Origin of the sequence: Pseudomonas sp. KD5, from assembly GCF_012932895.1 — a bacterium.
Taxonomy (GTDB): domain Bacteria; phylum Pseudomonadota; class Gammaproteobacteria; order Pseudomonadales; family Pseudomonadaceae; genus Aquipseudomonas.
In genome coordinates this window covers 62230-82114 of record NZ_JDWJ01000007.1, presented here as the reverse complement: position 1 = coordinate 82114, position 19885 = coordinate 62230, and the positions used below count along the sequence as shown (strand labels likewise).

Below are 19885 nucleotides of genomic sequence, written 5' to 3'. Positions count from 1 at the left end.
TGCCCAATTTCCGGTTTAGCGTCGACCTTGTGGGATCTTCGGTGTCATTGAGCCCATGGCGCCCGGCGGGAATCGTTGAGGCCGACCAGATAGCTGTCCCCGCCCAGCTGATTCATCTGCTGGCGAATCCACCCGGCCCGCCTTGCAACGTAAGAAGTCGGATGGCTGGCACTCCACACCCGCGGGTTCGGCAGTACCGCGGCCAGCAAACTTGCCTGCTGCCGGGACAGCGAACCAGCGCCCACGCCAAAGTGATGCCGGGCCGCCGCTTCGGCGCCGAACACGCCTTCATCCCACTCGACGCTATTGAGGTATACCTCAAGAATCCGCTGCTTGGGCCAGAACACTTCGATCAATCCGGTAAACCAGGCTTCCAGGCCTTTACGCAGCCAGCTGCGGCCAGACCACAGAAACAGGTTTTTCGACACTTGCTGGCTCAGGGTGCTGGCGCCGCGAATCGAGCCGCCGCGCTCGTTATGTGCAAACGCCGCCTGAATCGCACTGAAATCAAAGCCCCAATGCTCGGGAAACTTCTGGTCTTCGCCGGCAATCACCGCGACTTTCAGGTCGTCGGAGATTTCATCCCAGGGTTTCCAGGTGCGTTGCAGATCGATCGGCTCGCCGTCGACCCAGGATTCGATCTTGCGCTCGACCATCAGTGCCGTTCCTGGTGGCGGCACCACCCGAAACAGCAGAACCAGCAAAACACTGCCGGCCGCGAACCAGAGCAGGGCCTTTGTGAAACGACGGAAAATTAACTGCAGCATAGAGATGGCTTGGCCGAACCCGTTGAGCCGGCCATTATACAGACCCTGCTGATCGAGTCTGACTGGAGTTCTTCATGCTGCGTGGCTTTCTGATGCTTGCCGCTTTCTTCGGATTCACCGGCGTTGCCTTGGGCGCATTCGCTGCCCACGGCCTGAAAAACCGCCTGACGCCTGAGTATTTGGCGATTTTCCACACGGGCGTCACTTATCAACTGGTGCATACCCTGGCGTTGCTGGGTGTGGCGCTGCTGGCCACGCAGATTCCCGGTCGTCTGATTACCTGGGCCGGCGCGTCTTTTGCTCTCGGCATTGTGTTGTTTTCCGGCAGCCTGTACCTGCTGACGATGACCGGCGTCAGCAAGCTCGGGATCGTTACACCGTTCGGCGGTCTCGCGTTTCTGGTCGGCTGGGTTTGCCTGGGGCTTGCCGCCTGGCGGCTGAGCTGACCACGCAGTCCATTTCGTGACGAATGGCTTGGGTCGCCAAGTCTGATCGGGCTAGAATGCCAGCCCCTAAAAATGATGGCGGCATTCGGCATGCGCATTCAGTTGAACGGCGAATCCCTTGAACTGCCCGACGGTGAAACCGTTGCGGCCCTGCTGACCCGTCTGGAACTGACCGGGCGCCGGGTGGCGGTCGAGCTCAATCTGGATATCGTCCCGCGCAGCCAGCACGCTGAAACCACGCTGAACGACGGCGACTCGGTCGAAGTGGTACACGCCATCGGCGGCGGCTAGCCGTCTGGCCCGAGCGGCCACAGAATCATTGTGCAAGAACCTCACCCCAACAGAGGATTTCCCATGAGCATCGTTCGTAGCGACAAGCCCTTCGTCCTGGCCGGTCGTACTTACCAGTCGCGTTTGCTGGTAGGCACCGGCAAGTACCGTGACATGGAAGAAACCCGCCTGGCCATCGAGGCTTCGGGTGCCGAGATCGTCACCTTCGCCGTGCGCCGGACCAACCTCGGCCAGAACCCGGGCGAACCGAACCTGCTCGAAGTCCTGTCGCCGGATCGCTACACCTTCCTGCCGAACACTGCCGGTTGCTACGACGCCATTGAAGCCGTGCGCACCTGCCGCCTGGCCCGTGAGCTGCTCGACGGCCACAACCTGGTGAAGCTGGAAGTGTTGGCGGATCAGAAAACCCTGTTCCCCAACGTGATCGAAACCCTCAAGGCCGCCGAAGTGCTGGTCAAGGAAGGCTTCGACGTGATGGTGTACACCAGCGATGATCCGATCATTGCCCGTCAACTGGCGGAAATTGGCTGTATCGCGGTCATGCCGCTGGCTGGTCTGATCGGCTCGGGCCTGGGGATCTGCAACCCGTACAACCTGCAGATCATCCTCGAAGAGGCGAAAATCCCGGTGCTGGTGGATGCCGGTGTCGGTACTGCCTCCGACGCCACCATCGCCATGGAGCTGGGCTGTGAAGCGGTGCTGATGAACTCGGCCATCGCCCATGCCCAGCAGCCGATCATGATGGCTGAAGCCATGAAACACGCCATCGTGGCAGGTCGTCTGGCCTACCTCGCCGGGCGCATGCCGAAAAAACTCTATGCCAGCGCCTCCTCGCCGCTGGATGGTCTGATCAAGTAAGAGCCATTGATGACTGAATCAAACGACACGCCTATCCAGCAGGAAGAAGGCGAAGAGCGCCAACACCGCCGTATCAAGAGTTTCGTGATGCGCGCCGGGCGCATGACCGAAGGCCAGCAACGCGGCCTGGAGCAGGGCGCTCCGCTGTTCGTACTGCCCCTGGCCGATGCGCCGGTGGATTTCGATCAGGTGTTCGGCCGTTCGGCGCCGCGCTCGTTGGAAATCGGTTTCGGCATGGGCCATTCGCTGCTGGAAATGGCCGCGGCTTCGCCGGAGCAGGATTTCATTGGCGTTGAAGTTCACCGTCCGGGTGTCGGCGCGCTGCTCAATGGCGTGCTGACTCAGGGCCTGACCAACCTGCGTGTCTACGATTGCGATGCGATCGAAGTGCTCAACCGTTGCATCGCCGACAACAGCCTCGACCGCCTGATGCTGTTTTTCCCGGATCCGTGGCACAAGAGCCGTCACCACAAGCGTCGTATCGTTCAGGCATCGTTCGCTGAACTGGTGCGCAGCAAGTTGAAGGTCGGCGGTGTGTTGCACATGGCCACCGACTGGGAGCCTTACGCCGAGTACATGCTGGAAGTGATGAACGTCGCCCCGGGCTATCGCAACCTCGCCGAAGACGGCAAGTGCGTCCCGCGCCCGGCCGAACGCCCGATCACCAAGTTCGAACGCCGCGGCGAACGTCTTGGGCATGGCGTGTGGGATCTGAAGTTCGAAAAACAGAGCTGACCGACCTGAAATCCCGTAGGAGCGAGGCTTGCCCGCGAAGAACGATGACACGGTGTATCAGTTACACCGCGGCGTCCCCTTCGCGGGCAAGCCTCGCTCCTACGGGATTTGTGTTGTGCCCGGCTTAGCGACGGTCTGCCACAACCCCGATCAGCACCAGCACCACCAACAACACCGGCGCCAGGCTGTAGTTGTTGAACTGGCTCAGGCCTTTGATGATCCATGGCGTGGCATAGATCAGCGCTACGCCGCTGCCGACCATGCACAGCAGGGCCATCAGCGGGATGCGCAAGGCGCCGGCGATGCTGCCCAGGCGTTGGTCGACCCAGCCCTTGAGGTCGGCGCCAAACAGCACGAGCAGGCAGCCCACCAGTGCCAGAGAGATTTCCGACAGGTTGCTACGGCTCCAGCGGGACACGGTGGCGAGCAGGTCGAGTACCAGATCCATTCGATTTCCTTATGTCAGAAAAGTCTGCAGCAAGTCATTGAGAAAGAGTTGTCCGCGCATCGTGGCTGCCAGACGTGACGGTTCGACCTGCAACAAGCCACTTTGTTCGGCCTCTCGGCGGCCTTCGGCAAGGCTTTCCAGGGGCATCCCGGTGCGCTCCGGATACAACCGCGCTTCGACACCCTCGGTCAGGCGCAAGGCGTTCATCAGGAACTCGAACGGCAGTTCTTCGTTGGTCAGCGCTTTCTCGCCAGCCTTGAAGCTTTTGGCTGGATTGAGGTAATCCTTCGGCAGGCGAGTCTTCCAGGTGCGTACGATGCGCCCGTCCGGATGGCTGAGCTTGCCGTGGGCACCGGCGCCGATGCCGATGAAGTCGCCGAAACTCCAGTAATTGAGGTTATGCCGCGCCGGACGGCCGGGCTGGGCATAGGCCGAGACTTCGTACTGCGCGTAACCGTGCTCGGCCAACAGCGCCTGGCCGGCCTCTTGAATGTCCCACAGGGCGTCATCTTCCGGCAGCGTCGGCGGCTGGTTCCAGAACACCGTGTTCGGTTCCAGGGTCAGCTGATACCAGGACAGGTGCGTCGGCTTCAGAGCAATGGCCTGGCGCAGGTCGCTCAGGGCATCGTCCAGCGTCTGATCGGGCAAACCGTGCATCAGGTCCAGATTGAAGTTGTCGAAGCCAGCCTGGCGCGCCATGCCGGCGGCGCGCACGGCTTCGTCGCCGTTGTGGATCCGCCCCAGCACCTTGAGTTTTTCTTCCTGAAAGCTCTGGATACCGATCGACAGGCGATTGATGCCCAGCGCCCGGTAAGCGCGGAATTTCTCCTGTTCGAACGTTCCTGGGTTGGCTTCCAGGGTGATTTCTATGTCGCTGGCAAACGCAATGCGTTGCTCGACACCCTTGAGCAAACGGCCCAACGCCTCGGCGCTGAACAGGCTCGGTGTGCCGCCGCCGAAGAAGATCGAGCTCAGCTCGCGGCCATAGACCGCATGCAGGTCCTGATCGAGGTCGGCGAGCAAGGCATCCACATACTCTTGTTCCGGCAGCACCGGGCTGGCGGTGTGGGAGTTGAAGTCGCAATAAGGGCATTTGCGTACACACCACGGGATGTGGATGTACAGCGCCAGGGGCGGCAGCACAGGCAAAGCGGCCCGAGGCGATTGCGCGCCGCCGAAGATCAGCGGCGACGCGGATGATTCAATGGTCATTTCAAGCCCAGACGCTGGCGCAGCAGATCCATTGCACGGGCGCGGTGACTGATCTGGTTCTTGTCGCTGGGCTTAAGCTCGGCGCTGGAGCACTCGCGTTCTGGCACCCAGAACAGCGGATCGTAGCCAAAACCGTGCTCACCGCTGGCCTGGGTCAGGATGCGCCCATGCCACAGGCCTTCGCAGAGGATTGGCAACGGATCGTCGGCATGACGCACCAGCGCCAACACGCAGACGAATTGCGCGCCGCGCTCCGCTTGTGGCACGTCTTTCATGACGTCGAGCAGTTTGGCGTTGTTCGCCGCATCGCCCTTGCCATCAGCATAACGGGCCGAATAGATACCCGGCGCGCCGCCGAGGAAATCCACCGCCAGCCCCGAATCGTCGGCCAAGGCCGGCAGGCCGGAAATGCGCGAGGCGTTGCGGGCCTTGAGAATGGCGTTTTCGACGAACGACAGGCCGGTTTCTTCAGGCTCGACGCTGCTGAACTCGCCGATCGATCGCAAGTGCACCGATTCGCCGAGCATGGCCTGGAGTTCCTTGAGTTTGCCGGCGTTATGGCTGGCCAATACGAGTTGCGTGAAATTGATCATTCGCCGGGGAAGAGCTCTTGGTTGAAATTGATGGTGTTGATTTTGTCGCCGGTCTGCACCTTGATTTCAAAGGTGCGGATTTCCTGCTGTGGCACCGGGTACTGGGCGATGTAGTAGACCGCGCCTGTTTCGGTGATCTGTTTGAACTTCAACGGGACGCTTTGGCTGGTCAGGTCTTTGACCGTCCCGCTGACTTGCGCCGTTTGCGGTTTGCCGTCCTTGAGTACCGAAATGTTGATCACGCCCAGGTTTTTACTGCGAGTCAGCTCAGCCGCTTTGGCAATGTCCGGTGTCAGGAAGGTCGAGTTGAAGGTGTTGTAGTGCACCGTCACGTCGCCAAAGGTTTCCTGGCGCTCACCTTTGATGACGTCGGCGGCCATGGCGGTGACGCTCAGGCAGGCAGTAAGTACAAACAGCGCTAGACGACCCATGATCGTTCTCCTCGAAGTGTCGTGATTCAGACCGCGACCTTGTGGTCCGGCAGACCGGGGCTGCTGACGCGATAGATACCGATCTCACCTAACAGATTAGGCCATAGCTTACTGGCCCACCCGTGTCGATGCTGTTGATCCACGGCAAGTCGATCAATGACCTTGGCTTCACGTTCGCGACACAGCGCTTCAAAGTCTTCGAAGGTGCAGAAGTGAATGTTTGGCGTGTTGTACCAGGTGTACGGCAGAAATTCCGAAACCGGCATCCGGCCCTTGCTCGCCAGGTACCAGCGGCAGCGCCAGTGACCGAAGTTGGGGAAGGTGATGATGCACTGGCGACCGACCCGCAGCATTTCGTCGAGGATCTTGTCCGGGTAATGCACGGCTTGCAGGGCCTGGGTCATGACCACGATGTCGAAACTGTTGCTGGCAAAGTTGCCCAGGCCTTTGTCCAGGTCCTGCTCGATGACGTTGATGCCTTTGGCGACGCACTCGGCAATGTTGTCCGGGTCGTTTTCCAGGCCATAGCCGGTGACCTGCTTGTGGTCACGCAGCCAGGTCAGCAGCTCGCCATCACCGCAGCCGAGGTCGAGCACGCGGCTGCCGGCGGGGATCCATTCCTGGATGATTTCCAGATCGGCTCTCATGTCTTCCTCAAAGCGATATGCGGTTCATGTAATTGCTGAAGGCCTGCAAGTAACGCGGGATCGGAATCAGGAAGGCATCGTGGCCTTGCGGAGCGTCGATCTCCAGGTAGCAGACGTCTTTCCTGGCCGCCATCAGCGCGTCCACCAGCTCCCGCGAGCGGGCAGGGGAGAAACGCCAGTCGGTGGTGAAGGACATCACGCAGAACTTGGCTTTCGCGCCTTCGAAGGTTTTCGCCAGGTCATCGTCGAAGTTCGCCGCCGGATCGAAGTAATCCAGCGCCTTGGTCATCAGCAGATAGGTGTTGGCGTCGAAACGTCCGGAAAACTCCTCGCCTTGATAGCGCAGGTAGCTTTCGACCTGGAACTCGACACTGTGGAAGTCGTAGTTGAGCTTTTCGCTCTTCAGGCCGCGACCGAATTTTTCGCCCATGGAGTCATCGGACAGGTACGTGATGTGCCCGACCATTCGCGCCAGCATCAGCCCGCGCTTGGGGATCACCCCGTATTCCTGGAACGAACCGCCGTGGAACTCCGGGTCGGTAAGAATCGCCTGACGTGCGACTTCGTTGAACGCGATGTTCTGAGCCGACAGTTTCGGCGCCGAGGCGATCGCCAGGCAGTGCCGCACGCGATCCGGATAGGTGATGGTCCACTGCAAGGCCTGCATGCCGCCCAGACTGCCGCCGATTACCGCCGCCCATTGGCCGATGCCGAGCAGGTCGGCGAGACGCGCCTGGCTGTGTACCCAGTCTTCCACGGTCAATACCGGGAAATCGGCGCCGAACGGCTTGCCGGTTTCCGGATTGATGCTGCTGGGGCCGGTGGAACCGTTGCAACCGCCAAGATTGTTCAGGCTGACCACGAAGAACTTGTTGGTGTCGATCGGTTTGCCGGGGCCGATGCAGCTGTCCCACCAACCGGGTTTGCGGTCGTCGGGGCTGTGGAAGCCGGCGGCGTGATGGTGACCGGACAAGGCGTGGCAGATCAGCACGGCATTGCTCGCCGTGGCGTTCAGCGTGCCGTAGGTTTCATAGATCAGGTCATAAGCGGGCAGCGAACGGCCACAGGCCAAGGCCAGGGGTTCACTGAAGTGCGCCACTTGCGGCGTCACCAGACCAACAGAATCGGGGGGGAAGGCAGCTGGCATCGACCCTGCTCTCATTGAAATGAGGCGTAAGTCTAAAGACCGCTGTGGCTAGCGGCAAGCAAAGGCCGGGCCTGATTTTCCCTCGCCACATTGAGGTCAGGCCGGGCGCACCAGATTCGGCAAATCCGGCAGCTTCTTCGGCGAACAGATCCGCACCCGCTTCTGCCGGTTCAGCTCTCCGCTGATCAAGCTGACCTGACTCTTGGAAACCCCGAACGCCTTGGCCAGAAACGCCATCAGATACGCGTTGGCCTTGCCTTCGACAGGCGGTGCGGTCAGGCGGATCTTCAGGCGATCACCGTGCAGCCCGGCGAAATCATCGCTGCGGGCCGCAGGTTGCAGGTGACATTCCAGAATCAGGTCATCACCGTCCCAGCGAAAGTAGCTCACCGGATCAGATCAGCAGGCGCAGGATTTGCGGCATCATGGTCAAGGCCGCGAGGTTGTTGATCACCAGCATGTCGATCAGCTTGAGCACCATGAACGCCAGGATCGGCGAGATATCCAGGCCGCCGAGGTTTGGCAGAATCTTGCGGAACGGCGCCAGGGCCGGCTCGCAGATCTGGTTCACCAGCTCGGCGCCGGGGTTGTGGCTGCCCGGCGCGACCCAGGACAGGATCACGCTGATGATCAGGGCATAGAAGAAGATATTCAGGAACAGCGCCGTTACGCCGATCAGCGACCAGATCAGCAATTGCAGCGGGTTACCGGTGGTGCCGAAGGTCAGCAGCAGGGTCAGGGCCATCAACGCCAGTTGCACGAGGATTGCCAGCACCAGCGAGGACATGTCCAGGCCGAACAGGCTCGGGATGATCCGGCGCAGTGGCTTGAGCAGTGGCTGGGTGGCTTTCACGGCGAACTGGCACAGCGGGTTGTAGAAGTTTGCGCGCACCAGTTGCAGCACGAACCGCAGCAGCACGATCAGCAGGTACAGACTGCCGAGGGTTTGCAGCACGTAAATCGCTGCAGTGTTCAATCCAATCATGTAAGGCTCCTTATTTGCCCAGTTGTTCGGCCATCTCGGCCGAGCGGTGCGCGGCGGCGCCGAGTGCTTTTTCCACCAGGGCTTCGAAGCCGCCAGCCTGGAACGATTTGATCGCCGCTTCGGTGGTGCCCGCAGGCGAGGTCACGCGGCGACGCAGTTCAGCCGCGTCGACATCGCTGGCGACTGCCATGTGTGCAGCGCCCAGCGCGGTTTGCACGGTCAGTTGTGCAGCAATTTCGGGTGGCAGGCCGAGCTTTACGCCAGCAGCGGTCATGGCTTCGATCAGCAGGAAGAAATACGCAGGGCCGGAGCCGGAAACGGCAGTGACCGCGTCCAGTTGCTGTTCTTCGTCCAGCCACAAAGCAATGCCGACCGCCGACAGCAGTTCTTGGGCCTGCTGGCGTTGCTCGGCGCTCACTTGGGCCGTGGCATACAAGCCACTCACACCCTGGCGCAGCAGAGCCGGGGTGTTGGGCATGCAGCGCACAATCGGCTGGGCACCCAGCCAGTTGTTCATGCTGGCGCAGGTGATGCCGGCCGCAATCGACACCACCAGCTGGTTCGGCTTGAGGCTTGGGCGAATGGCTTCGCAAACGACTTTCATCGCCTGGGGTTTGACCGCCAGTACGACCACGTCCACGCCCTCTATGGCTTGGGCGTTGTCGGCAAACACTTCGATGCCGTGTTCGGCTTTCACGCGGGCACGGGTTTCTTCGCCCGGATCGCTGGCGCGGATCTGCGCGGCGTCCAGACCTTTGGCGCGCAGGCCGCCGATCAGGCTGGCGGCCATGTTGCCGGCTCCGATAAAGGCAATACGAGTCTTGCTCATGTCAGGTCCTTATAGAGAGGTGAGTCAGCCATGTTCATGGTCGACTGTAATCGCGGGCGCCAAACAGGGCCGTACCGATGCGGACCCAAGTGGCGCCCATGGCAATGGCCGACTCGAGGTCGTGGCTCATGCCCATGGAAAGTGTGTCGAGTGGCAGGTTCAGGCTGGCTTGCATGCTTTTGATTAAGTCGCGCACGGCAGCAAAGGCGGCATCCTGGGCGGCGCGATCTTCAGTCGGCTCGGGAATCGCCATCAGCCCGCGCAATTTCAAACGCGGCAGCGCACTGATGGCATTGGCCAGGGCGGGCAGGTCAGCCGGGGTGCAGCCGGATTTGCTGGCTTCACCACTGACGTTGACCTGGATGCAGATGTTCAAGGGCGGCAAATCGGCAGGGCGCTGTTCGGACAGGCGTTGTGCGATTTTCAAACGATCCACGGAGTGCACCCAGTCGAAGTGCTCGGCGATAGCACGAGTCTTGTTCGATTGAATGGGGCCGATGAAGTGCCAGATCAAGGGCAGGTCGGCCAACTCGAGCTGTTTGCCCAAGGCTTCCTGCAGGTAGTTTTCGCCAAAGTCGCGGATCCCGGCGGCATAGGCTTCACGCAGGGCCTCGGCGGGCTTGGTTTTGCTCACGGCCAATAGCTGGATGCTGTTCTCATCGCGGTGGGCGGCTTTGGCTGCTGCCTGGATGCGTGAACTAACCTGAGCAATGTTGTCTGCTATCGTGGACATCAAATCCTGCCTGAAAAGTGCCTACACTCGATCATGCGGCGTTAAAAGTCGACTCAGAATGCTCATTGACTGACGTCAACTCCGCTTCTTCGCCGACTTTTGCCTTGCCTGATCATCGCTCGGCGACTTTTCAGGCGAGGATTAGGCGCCAGCGGTCTGAAGGTTCGCGGCATTCTACTGGAATTGAGGAGCGCTATGGATATCACTGAGCTGCTGGCTTTCAGCGCCAAACAAGGCGCGTCCGACCTGCACCTGTCCGCCGGCCTGCCACCGATGATCCGTGTCGATGGCGATGTGCGACGCATCAACTTGCCGGCCCTGGACCACAAGGAGGTGCATGAGCTGATCTACGACATCATGAACGACCTCCAGCGGGTGGACTTCGAGAAGCATCTTGAAACCGACTTTTCCTTCGAAGTGCCCGGCGTGGCGCGTTTCCGGGTCAACGCCTTCAACCAGAATCGTGGCGCGGGCGCGGTGTTCCGGACCATTCCGTCGAAGGTCCTGAGCATGGACGACTTGGGTATGGGGGACGTGTTTCGCAAGATTACCGAGTCCCCCCGAGGCCTGGTACTGGTGACCGGCCCCACCGGTTCCGGCAAGTCCACCACGCTGGCAGCGATGATCGATTACCTGAACAACCATCGCCATCACCACATCCTTACCATCGAAGACCCCATCGAGTTCGTCCACGAATCGCGCAAATGCCTGATCAATCAGCGTGAAGTCCATCGCGACACCCGCAGCTTTGCCACGGCCTTGCGCTCGGCCCTGCGTGAAGACCCGGACGTGATTCTGGTGGGGGAAATGCGTGACCTGGAGACTATTCGGCTGGCATTGACCGCTGCCGAGACCGGCCATCTGGTATTCGGTACGCTGCACACCACCTCGGCGGCGAAAACCATCGACCGGGTGGTGGACGTGTTTCCGGGTGACGAGAAATCGATGGTGCGCTCGATGCTCTCCGAGTCGTTGCTGGCGGTGGTGTCCCAGACACTGATCAAGAAAGTCGGTGGCGGGCGGGTTGCCGCACACGAAATCATGCTCGGCACCTCGGCGATCCGTAACTTGATCCGTGAAGACAAGGTGGCGCAGATGTACTCGTCGATTCAGACCGGAGGGTCGCTGGGGATGCAGACGCTGGATATGTGCCTGAAGGATCTCGTGACCAAGGGCGTGATCAGTCGCGAGCATGCGCGGGAGAAGGCGCGGTCGCCGGATAATTTCTGAGGGTTGGAGCGCGACCTGTGGCGAGGGGGCTTGCCCCCGTTCGGCTGCGAAGCAGTCGCAAACTCGGGCGATGCGGTCTTTCTAGTAACGCTTGGTGGCAGGTTTTGGGGCCGCTCCGCGGCCCAACGGGGGCAAGCCCCCTCGCCACAATCGGATCAGCGCTGTACGACGCGCAGTTGATTCGGTTCTTTCGGCAGAACCCGCTTGGCAACCACGTAGTGGTTATCCCAGTACGGCTTCTTCAGGGTGTCGATGCTGACCGACTTGCCACGGCGTGGTGCGTGGATGAAGCGGTCGTTGCCCAGGTAGATGGCCACATGATTGACCCGGCGGCTCTTGATGTTGAAGAAGATCAGGTCGCCTGGCTTCAGTTCGTTGCGATCGACTTTCTCACCGTGACCGCTGGCCATGGCATTGGAGGTGCGTGGCAGGTCGAAGGTGGCGTCGTTGAACGCGTATTTCACCAGGCCGCTGCAATCGAACCCTTTACTTGGGCTGCTGCCACCCCAACGATAAGGTGTGCCGAGCACGTTTACCGCGCGGCTCAACACGTTGCTGCTTTCCTTGGTCGCCATCGGCGGGACCAGCTTGCCGTTGGCGCTGCTCAGTTGGGTGGAACGCTTAACTGTTTGTTGGTTTTTGCTCGAAGGAGCAGAAACATGGGATTTTGGGGTGTAACCATTAACGTTCGGAAGACGTTGCTCACGATTGGTGGCGTGGGCGGCCAGAGGCAATAATAGGCAAATGGTTAGCCATGTCTTGAAAAATGGACGCATTAGGCAAGGCTCGTATGGGTTAGCGCGCAACTTTATAACAGCTTTTTTGTCCCTTCCGAGGCCGTTGGTCGATTCAACCTTGGGGTCAACGGAACCAAATAAGCGGCAATTTGGCGCAATTGTCGGACACAAGTCAGGTGTTACAAGGCTTTGACGGGACCCAAGGTAGCATTCGCCGTATGTCGGCTGCCTGTAAAAAAGTCACAAAGAATTCAAGAATATTTCTCTATCGCGTGAATCGAGGCCATCCATGAACACCTATCGACAACCCGTTTCACAACAAGACACGCACAGCAAAGTGATTGGTTACCTGCTGTGGATTTTCGGTTTTACCGGGGCTCACCGCTTCTATTACGGCAAGCCGGTGACCGGGACGATCTGGTTTTTGACCTTGGGCTTGCTGGGTATTGGCTGGTTGATCGACGTGTTCCTGATTCCGGCCATGGATCGTGAAGCAGACCTGCGCTTTACCGCCGGCCCCATCGAATACAACGTCGCGTGGATTCTGCTGACGTTCCTTGGGGTATTCGGCGTACACCGGATGTATCAGGGGAAGTGGATCAGCGGGTTGCTGTACCTGGTCACGGGCGGGTTGTTCTTTCTAGGGGTGTTGTATGACTTCTGGACGCTGAACGATCAGATTTCAATTCGTAACGCGCAGAACAGAGGCGCCTTCCAGTAAGTAGTGGCGAGGGAGCAAGCTCCCTCGCAACAGGGTTTTACGCCTGGTGGCTGATCCGCCCATCCACCAGGGTATAACGCACCACGCCCGGCAGGCTGTGGCCAATGAACGGGCAGTTTTCGCCCTTGGACAGCCAGGTTTCACCGGCCACGGTCGAGGCCGTCGGGTCAAACAGCACGATGTCTGCCGCGCCTCCTACTGCCAATTTCCCTGCCGGCAGGCGCAACGCCTCGGCAGGGCCGGCACTCAGGCGTGCCAACAGCGTCGGCAGGTCGAGCAAACCGTCTTCCACCAAGGTCATCGCCAGCGGCAGCAGCAGTTCAACGCTGCTGATGCCCGGTTCGGTCGCGCCGAACGGTGCCAGCTTGGCGTCGCGCTCATGGGGCTGGTGATGGCTGGAGATGGCGGATACCACACCGGACTTCACCGCTGCCCGCAGGCCGTCGCGGTCGGCGCGGGTGCGCAGCGGCGGCTGGACGTGATAGAGGCTGCTGAAGTCGATCAGCGCTTCGTCGGTGAGGATCAGTTGATACAACGCCACATCCGCCGTGACCTTCAGCCCGCGAGCCTGGGCCTGAGCGATCAGCGCTACGCCGCGCGCGCTGGTGAGCTGGCTGAAGTGCGCACGTACGCCGCTTTGCTCGACCAGCAGCAGATCCCGGGCCAGGGCCACGGTTTCGGCGGTTTCCGGAATGCCCGGCAGACCGAGGAAGCTTGCGGTCGGGCCTTCATGGGCCAGGCCACCTTCGGCCAAGTCGTGATCCTGCGAGTTGAAAATCACCGTCAGGTCGAACGTCGCCGCGTACTCCAGCGCCCGGCACAGGGTGCGGGTGTTGCGGAAGCTCTCCAGGCCATTGCCGAAGGCCACGCAGCCGGCATCGCGCAAGGCTACGAGCTCTGCAAGCTGCTCGCCGTCCAGGCCTTTGCTCAGGGCGCCGATCGGGAAAACTTTGGTGTTGCCGGCCTCACGAGCACGGTCGAGGATCAATTCGGCCACGGCCGAGGTGTCCAGCACCGGTTTGGTTTTCGGCGGGCAGCACAGGCTGGTCACGCCGCCGGCGGCAGCTGCGCGGGTTTCGCTGGCGATCGAGCCTTTGCGGCTGTAGCCCGGCTCGCGCAGGGCAACGTTCAGGTCAACCAGGCCCGGGGCGGCCACCAGGCCCTTGGCGTCGATGGTGTCGACGGCAACAAAACCGGCCGGAGCGGCGCCAAGGGCGACGATCTTGCAGGCTTCAACATGGATGTCAGTCACTTGATCCAGGCCGCTGGCCGGATCGATAACGCGTGCGCCGAGAATGCTGAGCTTCACTGGGCGTTCTCCTGCTCGAATTGGCGCTGGGCTGTTTGCCCGCTCATGGCCATGGACAGCACGGCCATACGAATCGCGATGCCGTAGGTCACTTGGTTGAGAATCACCGAGTGCGGACCGTCGGCCACCGCCGACTCAATCTCCACCCCACGATTGATCGGCCCAGGGTGCATCACGATGGCATCGGGTTTGGCACCGGCCAGGCGCGCGGTGGTCAGGCCGAACAGGCGGTAGAACTCGCCTTCACTCGGCAGCAGGCCGCCGGTCATGCGCTCACGCTGCAAGCGCAGCATGATCACCACGTCGACGTCTTTCAGGCCTTCGGTCATGTCGGTGTAGACCTTCACACCGTATTGCTCGATGCCGATCGGCAGCAGGGTTTTCGGCGCGATCACGCGGATGTCCGGGCAGCCGAGGGTTTTCAGGGCCAGCATGTTCGAGCGTGCTACCCGCGAGTGCAGGATGTCGCCGACGATGGCCACCGAGAGGTTTTCGAAGCCACCCTTGTGCCGACGAATGGTGAGCATGTCGAGCATGCCCTGGGTCGGGTGCGCGTGACGGCCGTCGCCACCGTTGATGATCGCCACTTGCGGGCAGACATGTTCGGCAATGAAGTGCGCCGCGCCAGAATCACCGTGACGCACGACGAACATGTCGGCGGCCATGGCTTCGAGGTTGCGCAGGGTGTCGAGCAGGGTTTCGCCCTTGCTCGCCGATGACGTGGACACGTTCAGGGTGATCACGTCGGCCGACAGCCGCTGGGCCGCCAGTTCGAAGGTGGTGCGGGTGCGGGTGGAGTTCTCGAAGAACACATTGCACACGGTCTTGCCGCGCAACAACGGGACTTTCTTCACCGCCCGGGCGCCGACTTCGAGGAACGAGTCGGCGGTGTCGAGGATTTCCGTCAGCAGCTCGCGGCGCAAACCGTCGAGCGAGAGGAAGTGGCGCAGCTGGCCCTGATCATTGAGCTGCAGCGGGCGCTTGGTTTCTAGAGGCGTCATCGCGAGGGGGACTCTCAATAGGGCGAATTAAAGGGCGAGGTCTTGCAGTTCGAGCTTGAGTTCCGGACCGGACAGCTTCACCCGTTCGTGGGCCGCCAGTGACAGGGTCGCGCCGACGACATTCGGGCGGATCGGCAGCTCAGCGGCGTCCAGGTCCAGCAGGCACACCAGCGTCACGCTGGCCGGGCGACCGTAGTCGAACAGTTCGTTCATCGCGGCGCGGATGGTCCGACCGCTCATCAACACGTCGTCGATCAGCACCAGGTGCTGGCCTTCGATCTCGAATGGCAGCGCCGAAGGACGCACTTGCGGGTGTAGGCCGCTCTGGCTGAAGTCGTCGCGGTAGAAGGACACATCAAGGGTGCCCAGCGGCGCGTCGCTGCCCAACTCCTTGAGCAACGCCTGAGCGACCCAGATGCCACCGGTCCGAATACCGATATAACGCGGTTCGCTGATGCCACGGTTTTCCAGGTAAGCCTTGAGACGGATCGCCATCTGGCTGATCAGTTCGGCGGGATTAGGCAGGCTCATGGTTTGCTCCTTCTTGGTCCCGAGCCCGCTTTGTGGGTATGGCGCGTGGGTAGGGCTCGGGTTGTAGCTAAGGGAGCCGCCGTAGCGACTCTTCAGAATCAGTTGCTGGAGGATTCGAACAGTGCGGTGTTTTCGTCGAGCCAGCCTTGCAGCAGCAGGGCGGCGGCGATGGCATCGACCGGGTTGTCGCGGTAACTGCCCTTCTGGCCGCCACGGACCAGGCGTTCGCCTTTGGCTTCGAAGGTGGTCAGGCGTTCGTCGTGAGTATAGAAGGGCAGGTTGTAGCGGCCGTTCAGGCGCCGGGCGAATTTTTCGGCCCGCAGGCACATGTCGCTTGGCGTGCCGTCCATGTTCAGCGGCAGGCCGACCACCACGGCGTCGGGTTTCCACTCTTTGATCAGGGCTTCGACCTGATTCCAGTCGGGAATGCCATTTTGTGCCTTTAAGGTGCACAGCTCGCGGGCCTGGCCGGTAATCACCTGGCCGACCGCAACGCCGATCTGCTTGGTGCCATAGTCGAAACCCAGAATCAGCCGCAGGGCCATCAGGCGTGCCCCGCCTGGCTGGTGAGCAGGCTGAGGTTGATACCCAGGTGCTTGGCCGCCGCTTCGAGACGTAACTCGCTGCTGGTGTTGAACAGGATGTCGGCATGGAACGGGCAAGTCAGCCAGGCGTTGTCGGCCAGTTCGGCTTCCAGTTGCCCGGCTTCCCAACCGGCATAGCCGAGGGTGATCACACTTTTCGCGGGACCGACGCCATCGGCAATGGCGAACAGCACGTCCTGGGAGGTCGACAGCGACAACTCGCCATCCAGATCAACGGTAGCCTGATAGGTTTTTCCCGACGGGTGCAGGACAAAGCCGCGATCGGTTTGCACCGGGCCGCCGATAAAGATCGGTACGTGCTGGCAGAGCACTGGCGGTTCGATATCGGGGCGCAATTGCTCGAGGATATCGGCCAGGTTCAGGTCCTGCGGACGGTTGACCACCAGCCCCATGGCACCATTGGCCGTGTGCTCGACGATGTAGGTCAAGGTGTGCGCAAAGTTCGGGTCGGCCATGTGAGGCATGGCGATCAGGAAGTGATGCTTGAGGTAGCTGGGGCTGACGTTCTTCATGAGCGCTAGTGTGGCGTTGGAGGGGCGAACTGACAAGCTGAGGATGCACAGGAAATGCCTGTGCAGGTGTCTTTTTGATCCGGGCTTGCCTGCGAAGGTATCGGCTCAATCACTGCAAATCTTCCGGCTAATTACTGGACAACCGGTCCCCGCGCGCAAACCTCCAGGTGCGGATGATTTCCAGGCGGTCGATGTCCGACAGATCCCCGGTAAACGGTGCGAACGGCGCGGCCAGCCGCACGATGCGCTGCGCCGCTTGATCCAGCAGCGGTTGGCCGGACGATTCCAGCACCAACACTTCATACAGCGAGCCGTCGCGGTTGATCGAGACCATCAGGCGCAAATTGCCATAAATCTGTTTGCGTCGGGCCTCGTCGGGGTAGTTGAGGTTGCCGATGCGCTCGACCTTCTTGCGCCATTCATCCTTGTACCAGGCACCCTTGTCGCGCATGGTCGACGCGGCGCTCAAGCGGTGGATGCGCGGGCGCTTGGCGTACAGCTGTTGTTCATTGGCCAGTTCTGCTTCCAGGCTGGCGATGTCGCTGGACAGCTGTGAGCTGTCGAAGGTCGGTGCTTCGACCTTGGGCTTGGTCTCGGTCTTGACGTCTTCCTGCTTGGTCGCGGCTTTTTTCGGCTTCGGCGCGACAGTCGTCACGGCGGCCTTGGGTGCGGCTTCCTGCACTTGGGGTTTAGCGGTTGGCGGCGGAGTGACCGTCTGCACCTTGTTGTCCTGGAAGGGCGCGACCTCGGTGGTCTTGGGAATGGCCTTTTTATCCAGGGTGCCGCTGCCTTGCTGATTCTCTTGAGCGAGGAAATCGGCTTTTTTCGGCTTGGTTTCGCTTTTGAAGGTGGCGAGGGTGATTTCCAGGGTTTTGCTGATTTGCTTGGGTTCGACCATGGTGAACCCGACGCCCAACAGCAAGGCCAGGTGAATCAGCGCCGCGAGAAACAGGGTAAAACCGAGGCGATCGGCCGGGCGCACGCCACGATGGGCGAGTTCAGCGGGCAGATCGGACGGGAGTGTCATGACAAGAAAACCAACATCGCGTTTTTTACAGGCCGGCGATGATAACGCAATGTTGGTTGTTTCTTGGCTGTTCTCGATCAACGAGCCTTGAGCTTCTGATCGATGGCATCCATCAACTGGCCACCAATGTCGGTGCCGAACGCATTATCGATCTCGCGAATGCAGGTCGGGCTGGTGACGTTGATTTCGGTCAGGTGCTCACCGATCACGTCGAGACCGACGAACAGCAAGCCCTTCTCGCGCAGGGTCGGGCCGACTTGCGCGGCGATCCAGCGATCTTTCTCGGTCAGCGGTCGGGCTTCGCCACGGCCACCGGCGGCGAGGTTGCCACGGGTTTCGCCTGCTGCCGGAATCCGCGCCAGGCAATAATCCACAGGCTCGCCGTCGATCATCAGGATGCGCTTGTCGCCATCAACGATCGCCGGCAGGTAGCCCTGGATCATGATCTGCTGCTTGCCATGCAGGGTCAGGGTTTCGAGGATCACCGACAGGTTCGGGTGGCCCGCGGTGTGACGGAAGATCGACGAACCGCCCATGCCGTCCAGCGGCTTGAGGATCACGTCACCGTGATGGTCGGCGAATTCACGCAACACGTCCGGGCGACGGCTGACGATGGTCGGCGGCGTGCACTGCGGGAACAGCGTGGCGAACAGCTTCTCGTTGCAGTCACGCAGGCTTTGCGGCTTGTTGACCACCAGCACGCCGGCGTTCTCGGCTTGCTCCAGCAGGTAAGTGGAGTAGACGAACTCCATGTCGAACGGCGGATCCTTGCGCATCAGAATCACGTCCAGGTCGCTCAGCAGTGCGTCGGATTCGGCGCCCAGCTCGAACCACTTGTGCGGGTCGGCGAAGACTTTCAGCGGACGCATCCGCGCGCGCGCCTGGCCCTCGGCCTGATACAAATCGCGCTGTTCCATATAGAACAGTTCCCAGCCACGCTTTTGCGCGGCCAGCAGCATGGCCAGCGAGCTATCCTTTTTATAGGAGATGCTGGCGATAGGATCCATGACAATCCCGACGCGAATGCTCATGGGGTTTTCCTCGAAATTGGGGTGGAAAGTGCGATGAAAAAGTGGCGTCAGAGTGGCGCTGAGTGGGTTCCCGGTCAAGGAAAAACCACCGCACAGGTCACCCGATAGATTGGACGGGGAGACTGTGCTAAAAAGGCTGCCATGCCGTCTTGGCCCTTGAGTATCAAGGGTTTCGGGCCGCAAACGGACAAAATGATTCACAAAGGCGACGGTGAGCCCCTATGGAACAGCATTCCAGCGCCTTGAAGGTCATGGTGATCGATGATTCGAAAACGATTCGTCGCACCGCCGAAACGCTGTTGAAAAACGTGGGCTGTGAAGTCATCACCGCAATCGATGGTTTCGATGCCCTGGCCAAGATTGCCGACAATCACCCAGGCATCATCTTTGTCGACATCATGATGCCGCGTCTGGATGGCTATCAGACCTGCGCGTTGATCAAGAACAACAGTGCGTTCAAGTCCACGCCAGTGATTATGCTGTCGTCCAGGGACGGGTTGTTCGACAAGGCCAAGGGGCGGATCGTCGGCTCCGACCAGTTTTTGACCAAGCCTTTCAGCAAGGAAGAACTGCTGAACGCGATTCAGGCCCACGTACCGGGCTTTGCTGTCGTTTCGCCGCAGTAGGACACGCACAGTGACGCTCGGCCAGTGGGCCTTGCGTCGACAAGAATGGGGAAGACCATGGCACGTATTCTGATCGTCGATGATTCGCCGACCGAAATGTACAAACTGACCGGCATGCTCGAAAAGCACGGTCATGAAGTGTTGAAAGCCGAAAACGGCGCCGACGGCGTGGCCCTGGCCCGCCAGGAAAAACCCGACGCGGTGCTGATGGACATCGTCATGCCCGGCCTCAACGGTTTCCAGGCGACCCGTCAGCTGACCAAAGACTCGGAAACCGCACACATCCCGGTGATCATCATCACCACCAAGGATCAGGAAACCGACAAAGTCTGGGGCACGCGCCAGGGCGCCAAGGACTACCTGACCAAACCGGTCGATGAAGACACCCTGATCAAGACGCTGAACAACGTGCTGGCCGGTTGATCGTCCGGCC

At 60.7% G+C, this 19885-nt stretch carries 27 protein-coding genes; 8 read left to right on the top strand and 19 right to left on the bottom strand.

The features are described 5' to 3' along the window. Positions 1-44: 44 nt before the first annotated feature. The gene (gene mtgA, locus AF70_RS16690) at positions 45-767 is read right to left on the bottom strand and encodes a monofunctional biosynthetic peptidoglycan transglycosylase (protein ID WP_019580606.1); all 723 of its coding nucleotides are present in this window, start codon (positions 765-767) and stop codon (positions 45-47) included. 74 nt (positions 768-841) lie between these two features. On the opposite strand from mtgA, the gene AF70_RS16685 reads away from it, so the two are divergent. The 4 genes from AF70_RS16685 to trmB all read left to right on the top strand — a co-directional run bounded on the left by AF70_RS16685 (position 842) and on the right by trmB (position 3097). Next, positions 842-1213 (top strand): DUF423 domain-containing protein, encoded by a 372-nt coding sequence (locus AF70_RS16685; protein WP_019580607.1) that lies wholly within the window; start codon positions 842-844, stop codon positions 1211-1213. A 90-nt stretch (positions 1214-1303) separates the two neighbouring features. Beyond that, the gene (thiS, locus tag AF70_RS16680; protein ID WP_007897898.1) at positions 1304-1504 is read left to right on the top strand and encodes a sulfur carrier protein ThiS; all 201 of its coding nucleotides are present in this window, start codon (positions 1304-1306) and stop codon (positions 1502-1504) included. 63 nt (positions 1505-1567) lie between these two features. Further along, on the top strand, positions 1568-2362 hold the full coding sequence (locus AF70_RS16675) for a thiazole synthase (RefSeq protein ID WP_007939343.1): 795 nt from the start codon (positions 1568-1570) through the stop codon (positions 2360-2362). 9 nt (positions 2363-2371) lie between these two features. Further along, positions 2372-3097 (top strand): tRNA (guanosine(46)-N7)-methyltransferase TrmB, encoded by a 726-nt coding sequence (trmB, locus tag AF70_RS16670; RefSeq protein ID WP_018928698.1) that lies wholly within the window; start codon positions 2372-2374, stop codon positions 3095-3097. A gap of 124 nt (positions 3098-3221) precedes the next feature. Here the strand turns inward: trmB and AF70_RS16665 are convergent, their stop codons facing one another. The 10 genes from AF70_RS16665 to AF70_RS16620 form a co-directional block, all read right to left on the bottom strand. Continuing rightward, positions 3222-3545: a DUF3392 domain-containing protein gene (locus AF70_RS16665; protein WP_018928699.1), complete on the bottom strand. Its 324-nt coding sequence runs from the start codon at positions 3543-3545 to the stop codon at positions 3222-3224. Between the two features lie 9 nt (positions 3546-3554). Next, positions 3555-4757, bottom strand: a complete 1203-nt coding sequence (gene hemW, locus AF70_RS16660) for a radical SAM family heme chaperone HemW (RefSeq protein ID WP_028939080.1) — start codon at positions 4755-4757, stop codon at positions 3555-3557. Further along, positions 4754-5350: an RdgB/HAM1 family non-canonical purine NTP pyrophosphatase gene (rdgB, locus tag AF70_RS16655; protein ID WP_007939349.1), complete on the bottom strand. Its 597-nt coding sequence runs from the start codon at positions 5348-5350 to the stop codon at positions 4754-4756. Before rdgB ends, hemW begins: the two co-directional genes overlap by 4 nt. Next, entirely contained in the window at positions 5347-5781 is a 435-nt protein-coding gene (locus AF70_RS16650; RefSeq protein ID WP_019580610.1) for a DUF4426 domain-containing protein, read from the bottom strand. Before AF70_RS16650 ends, rdgB begins: the two co-directional genes overlap by 4 nt. 26 nt (positions 5782-5807) lie before the next feature. Further along, positions 5808-6428, bottom strand: coding sequence for a methionine biosynthesis protein MetW (gene metW / locus AF70_RS16645; protein WP_007939351.1), 621 nt, complete (start codon positions 6426-6428; stop codon positions 5808-5810). A gap of 7 nt (positions 6429-6435) precedes the next feature. Then, entirely contained in the window at positions 6436-7575 is a 1140-nt protein-coding gene (locus AF70_RS16640) for a homoserine O-acetyltransferase (RefSeq protein ID WP_019580611.1), read from the bottom strand. Between the two features lie 96 nt (positions 7576-7671). Beyond that, positions 7672-7965 (bottom strand): DUF167 domain-containing protein, encoded by a 294-nt coding sequence (locus AF70_RS16635; protein ID WP_028939079.1) that lies wholly within the window; start codon positions 7963-7965, stop codon positions 7672-7674. A 4-nt stretch (positions 7966-7969) separates the two neighbouring features. Next, positions 7970-8560: a YggT family protein gene (locus AF70_RS16630; protein ID WP_019580613.1), complete on the bottom strand. Its 591-nt coding sequence runs from the start codon at positions 8558-8560 to the stop codon at positions 7970-7972. A gap of 10 nt (positions 8561-8570) precedes the next feature. Continuing rightward, on the bottom strand, positions 8571-9389 hold the full coding sequence (gene proC / locus AF70_RS16625) for a pyrroline-5-carboxylate reductase (protein ID WP_028939078.1): 819 nt from the start codon (positions 9387-9389) through the stop codon (positions 8571-8573). A 34-nt stretch (positions 9390-9423) separates the two neighbouring features. Further along, a complete protein-coding gene (locus AF70_RS16620; RefSeq protein ID WP_019580615.1) occupies positions 9424-10122 on the bottom strand; it encodes a YggS family pyridoxal phosphate-dependent enzyme in 699 nt (232 codons plus the stop codon). A gap of 195 nt (positions 10123-10317) precedes the next feature. On the opposite strand from AF70_RS16620, the gene AF70_RS16615 reads away from it, so the two are divergent. Then, positions 10318-11352, top strand: coding sequence for a type IV pilus twitching motility protein PilT (locus AF70_RS16615; RefSeq protein ID WP_019580616.1), 1035 nt, complete (start codon positions 10318-10320; stop codon positions 11350-11352). 155 nt (positions 11353-11507) lie between these two features. Here the strand turns inward: AF70_RS16615 and AF70_RS16610 are convergent, their stop codons facing one another. Continuing rightward, entirely contained in the window at positions 11508-12128 is a 621-nt protein-coding gene (locus tag AF70_RS16610; RefSeq protein WP_019580617.1) for a C40 family peptidase, read from the bottom strand. Between the two features lie 250 nt (positions 12129-12378). On the opposite strand from AF70_RS16610, the gene AF70_RS16605 reads away from it, so the two are divergent. Next, the gene (locus AF70_RS16605; protein ID WP_018928709.1) at positions 12379-12810 is read left to right on the top strand and encodes a TM2 domain-containing protein; all 432 of its coding nucleotides are present in this window, start codon (positions 12379-12381) and stop codon (positions 12808-12810) included. 37 nt (positions 12811-12847) lie between these two features. Here the strand turns inward: AF70_RS16605 and AF70_RS16600 are convergent, their stop codons facing one another. From AF70_RS16600 to gshB, 7 genes are all read right to left on the bottom strand, one after another. Beyond that, on the bottom strand, positions 12848-14119 hold the full coding sequence (locus tag AF70_RS16600) for a dihydroorotase (RefSeq protein WP_018928710.1): 1272 nt from the start codon (positions 14117-14119) through the stop codon (positions 12848-12850). Then, positions 14116-15120: an aspartate carbamoyltransferase catalytic subunit gene (locus AF70_RS16595; protein ID WP_007939362.1), complete on the bottom strand. Its 1005-nt coding sequence runs from the start codon at positions 15118-15120 to the stop codon at positions 14116-14118. The genes AF70_RS16600 and AF70_RS16595 overlap by 4 nt, the downstream gene beginning before the upstream one ends. 27 nt (positions 15121-15147) lie before the next feature. Beyond that, entirely contained in the window at positions 15148-15651 is a 504-nt protein-coding gene (gene pyrR / locus AF70_RS16590; RefSeq protein ID WP_019580619.1) for a bifunctional pyr operon transcriptional regulator/uracil phosphoribosyltransferase PyrR, read from the bottom strand. 98 nt (positions 15652-15749) lie between these two features. Next, a complete protein-coding gene (gene ruvX / locus AF70_RS16585) occupies positions 15750-16196 on the bottom strand; it encodes a Holliday junction resolvase RuvX (protein ID WP_019580620.1) in 447 nt (148 codons plus the stop codon). Continuing rightward, entirely contained in the window at positions 16196-16768 is a 573-nt protein-coding gene (locus AF70_RS16580; RefSeq protein ID WP_019650230.1) for a YqgE/AlgH family protein, read from the bottom strand. Before AF70_RS16580 ends, ruvX begins: the two co-directional genes overlap by 1 nt. 127 nt (positions 16769-16895) lie before the next feature. Further along, positions 16896-17795, bottom strand: a complete 900-nt coding sequence (locus AF70_RS16575; protein ID WP_026331823.1) for an energy transducer TonB — start codon at positions 17793-17795, stop codon at positions 16896-16898. 77 nt (positions 17796-17872) lie between these two features. After that, entirely contained in the window at positions 17873-18826 is a 954-nt protein-coding gene (gshB, locus tag AF70_RS16570) for a glutathione synthase (protein ID WP_019580622.1), read from the bottom strand. Positions 18827-19047: 221 nt separating this feature from the next. Here gshB and pilG point away from each other — a divergent pair, with 221 nt between their 5' ends. Together pilG and pilH are read left to right on the top strand one after the other, a co-directional pair. Continuing rightward, a complete protein-coding gene (gene pilG, locus AF70_RS16565) occupies positions 19048-19452 on the top strand; it encodes a twitching motility response regulator PilG (protein ID WP_007897954.1) in 405 nt (134 codons plus the stop codon). 57 nt (positions 19453-19509) lie between these two features. Beyond that, positions 19510-19875, top strand: coding sequence for a twitching motility response regulator PilH (gene pilH / locus AF70_RS16560; protein WP_019580623.1), 366 nt, complete (start codon positions 19510-19512; stop codon positions 19873-19875). Positions 19876-19885: the final 10 nt, after the last annotated feature.

Bases quoted from the DNA above. Each gene is read 5' to 3' on its own strand.
- mtgA (WP_019580606.1), bottom strand. From the start codon at position 767: ATGCTGCAGTTAATTTTCCGTCGTTTCACAAAGGCCCTGCTCTGGTTC.
- AF70_RS16685 (WP_019580607.1), top strand. From the start codon at position 842: ATGCTGCGTGGCTTTCTGATGCTTGCCGCTTTCTTCGGATTCACCGGC.
- thiS (WP_007897898.1), top strand. From the start codon at position 1,304: ATGCGCATTCAGTTGAACGGCGAATCCCTTGAACTGCCCGACGGTGAA.
- AF70_RS16675 (WP_007939343.1), top strand. From the start codon at position 1,568: ATGAGCATCGTTCGTAGCGACAAGCCCTTCGTCCTGGCCGGTCGTACT.
- trmB (WP_018928698.1), top strand. From the start codon at position 2,372: ATGACTGAATCAAACGACACGCCTATCCAGCAGGAAGAAGGCGAAGAG.
- AF70_RS16665 (WP_018928699.1), bottom strand. From the start codon at position 3,545: ATGGATCTGGTACTCGACCTGCTCGCCACCGTGTCCCGCTGGAGCCGT.
- hemW (WP_028939080.1), bottom strand. From the start codon at position 4,757: ATGACCATTGAATCATCCGCGTCGCCGCTGATCTTCGGCGGCGCGCAA.
- rdgB (WP_007939349.1), bottom strand. From the start codon at position 5,350: ATGATCAATTTCACGCAACTCGTATTGGCCAGCCATAACGCCGGCAAA.
- AF70_RS16650 (WP_019580610.1), bottom strand. From the start codon at position 5,781: ATGGGTCGTCTAGCGCTGTTTGTACTTACTGCCTGCCTGAGCGTCACC.
- metW (WP_007939351.1), bottom strand. From the start codon at position 6,428: ATGAGAGCCGATCTGGAAATCATCCAGGAATGGATCCCCGCCGGCAGC.
- AF70_RS16640 (WP_019580611.1), bottom strand. From the start codon at position 7,575: ATGCCAGCTGCCTTCCCCCCCGATTCTGTTGGTCTGGTGACGCCGCAA.
- AF70_RS16630 (WP_019580613.1), bottom strand. From the start codon at position 8,560: ATGATTGGATTGAACACTGCAGCGATTTACGTGCTGCAAACCCTCGGC.
- proC (WP_028939078.1), bottom strand. From the start codon at position 9,389: ATGAGCAAGACTCGTATTGCCTTTATCGGAGCCGGCAACATGGCCGCC.
- AF70_RS16620 (WP_019580615.1), bottom strand. From the start codon at position 10,122: ATGTCCACGATAGCAGACAACATTGCTCAGGTTAGTTCACGCATCCAG.
- AF70_RS16615 (WP_019580616.1), top strand. From the start codon at position 10,318: ATGGATATCACTGAGCTGCTGGCTTTCAGCGCCAAACAAGGCGCGTCC.
- AF70_RS16610 (WP_019580617.1), bottom strand. From the start codon at position 12,128: ATGCGTCCATTTTTCAAGACATGGCTAACCATTTGCCTATTATTGCCT.
- AF70_RS16605 (WP_018928709.1), top strand. From the start codon at position 12,379: ATGAACACCTATCGACAACCCGTTTCACAACAAGACACGCACAGCAAA.
- AF70_RS16595 (WP_007939362.1), bottom strand. From the start codon at position 15,120: ATGACGCCTCTAGAAACCAAGCGCCCGCTGCAGCTCAATGATCAGGGC.
- pyrR (WP_019580619.1), bottom strand. From the start codon at position 15,651: ATGAGCCTGCCTAATCCCGCCGAACTGATCAGCCAGATGGCGATCCGT.
- ruvX (WP_019580620.1), bottom strand. From the start codon at position 16,196: ATGGCCCTGCGGCTGATTCTGGGTTTCGACTATGGCACCAAGCAGATC.
- AF70_RS16580 (WP_019650230.1), bottom strand. From the start codon at position 16,768: ATGAAGAACGTCAGCCCCAGCTACCTCAAGCATCACTTCCTGATCGCC.
- AF70_RS16575 (WP_026331823.1), bottom strand. From the start codon at position 17,795: ATGACACTCCCGTCCGATCTGCCCGCTGAACTCGCCCATCGTGGCGTG.
- gshB (WP_019580622.1), bottom strand. From the start codon at position 18,826: ATGAGCATTCGCGTCGGGATTGTCATGGATCCTATCGCCAGCATCTCC.
- pilG (WP_007897954.1), top strand. From the start codon at position 19,048: ATGGAACAGCATTCCAGCGCCTTGAAGGTCATGGTGATCGATGATTCG.
- pilH (WP_019580623.1), top strand. From the start codon at position 19,510: ATGGCACGTATTCTGATCGTCGATGATTCGCCGACCGAAATGTACAAA.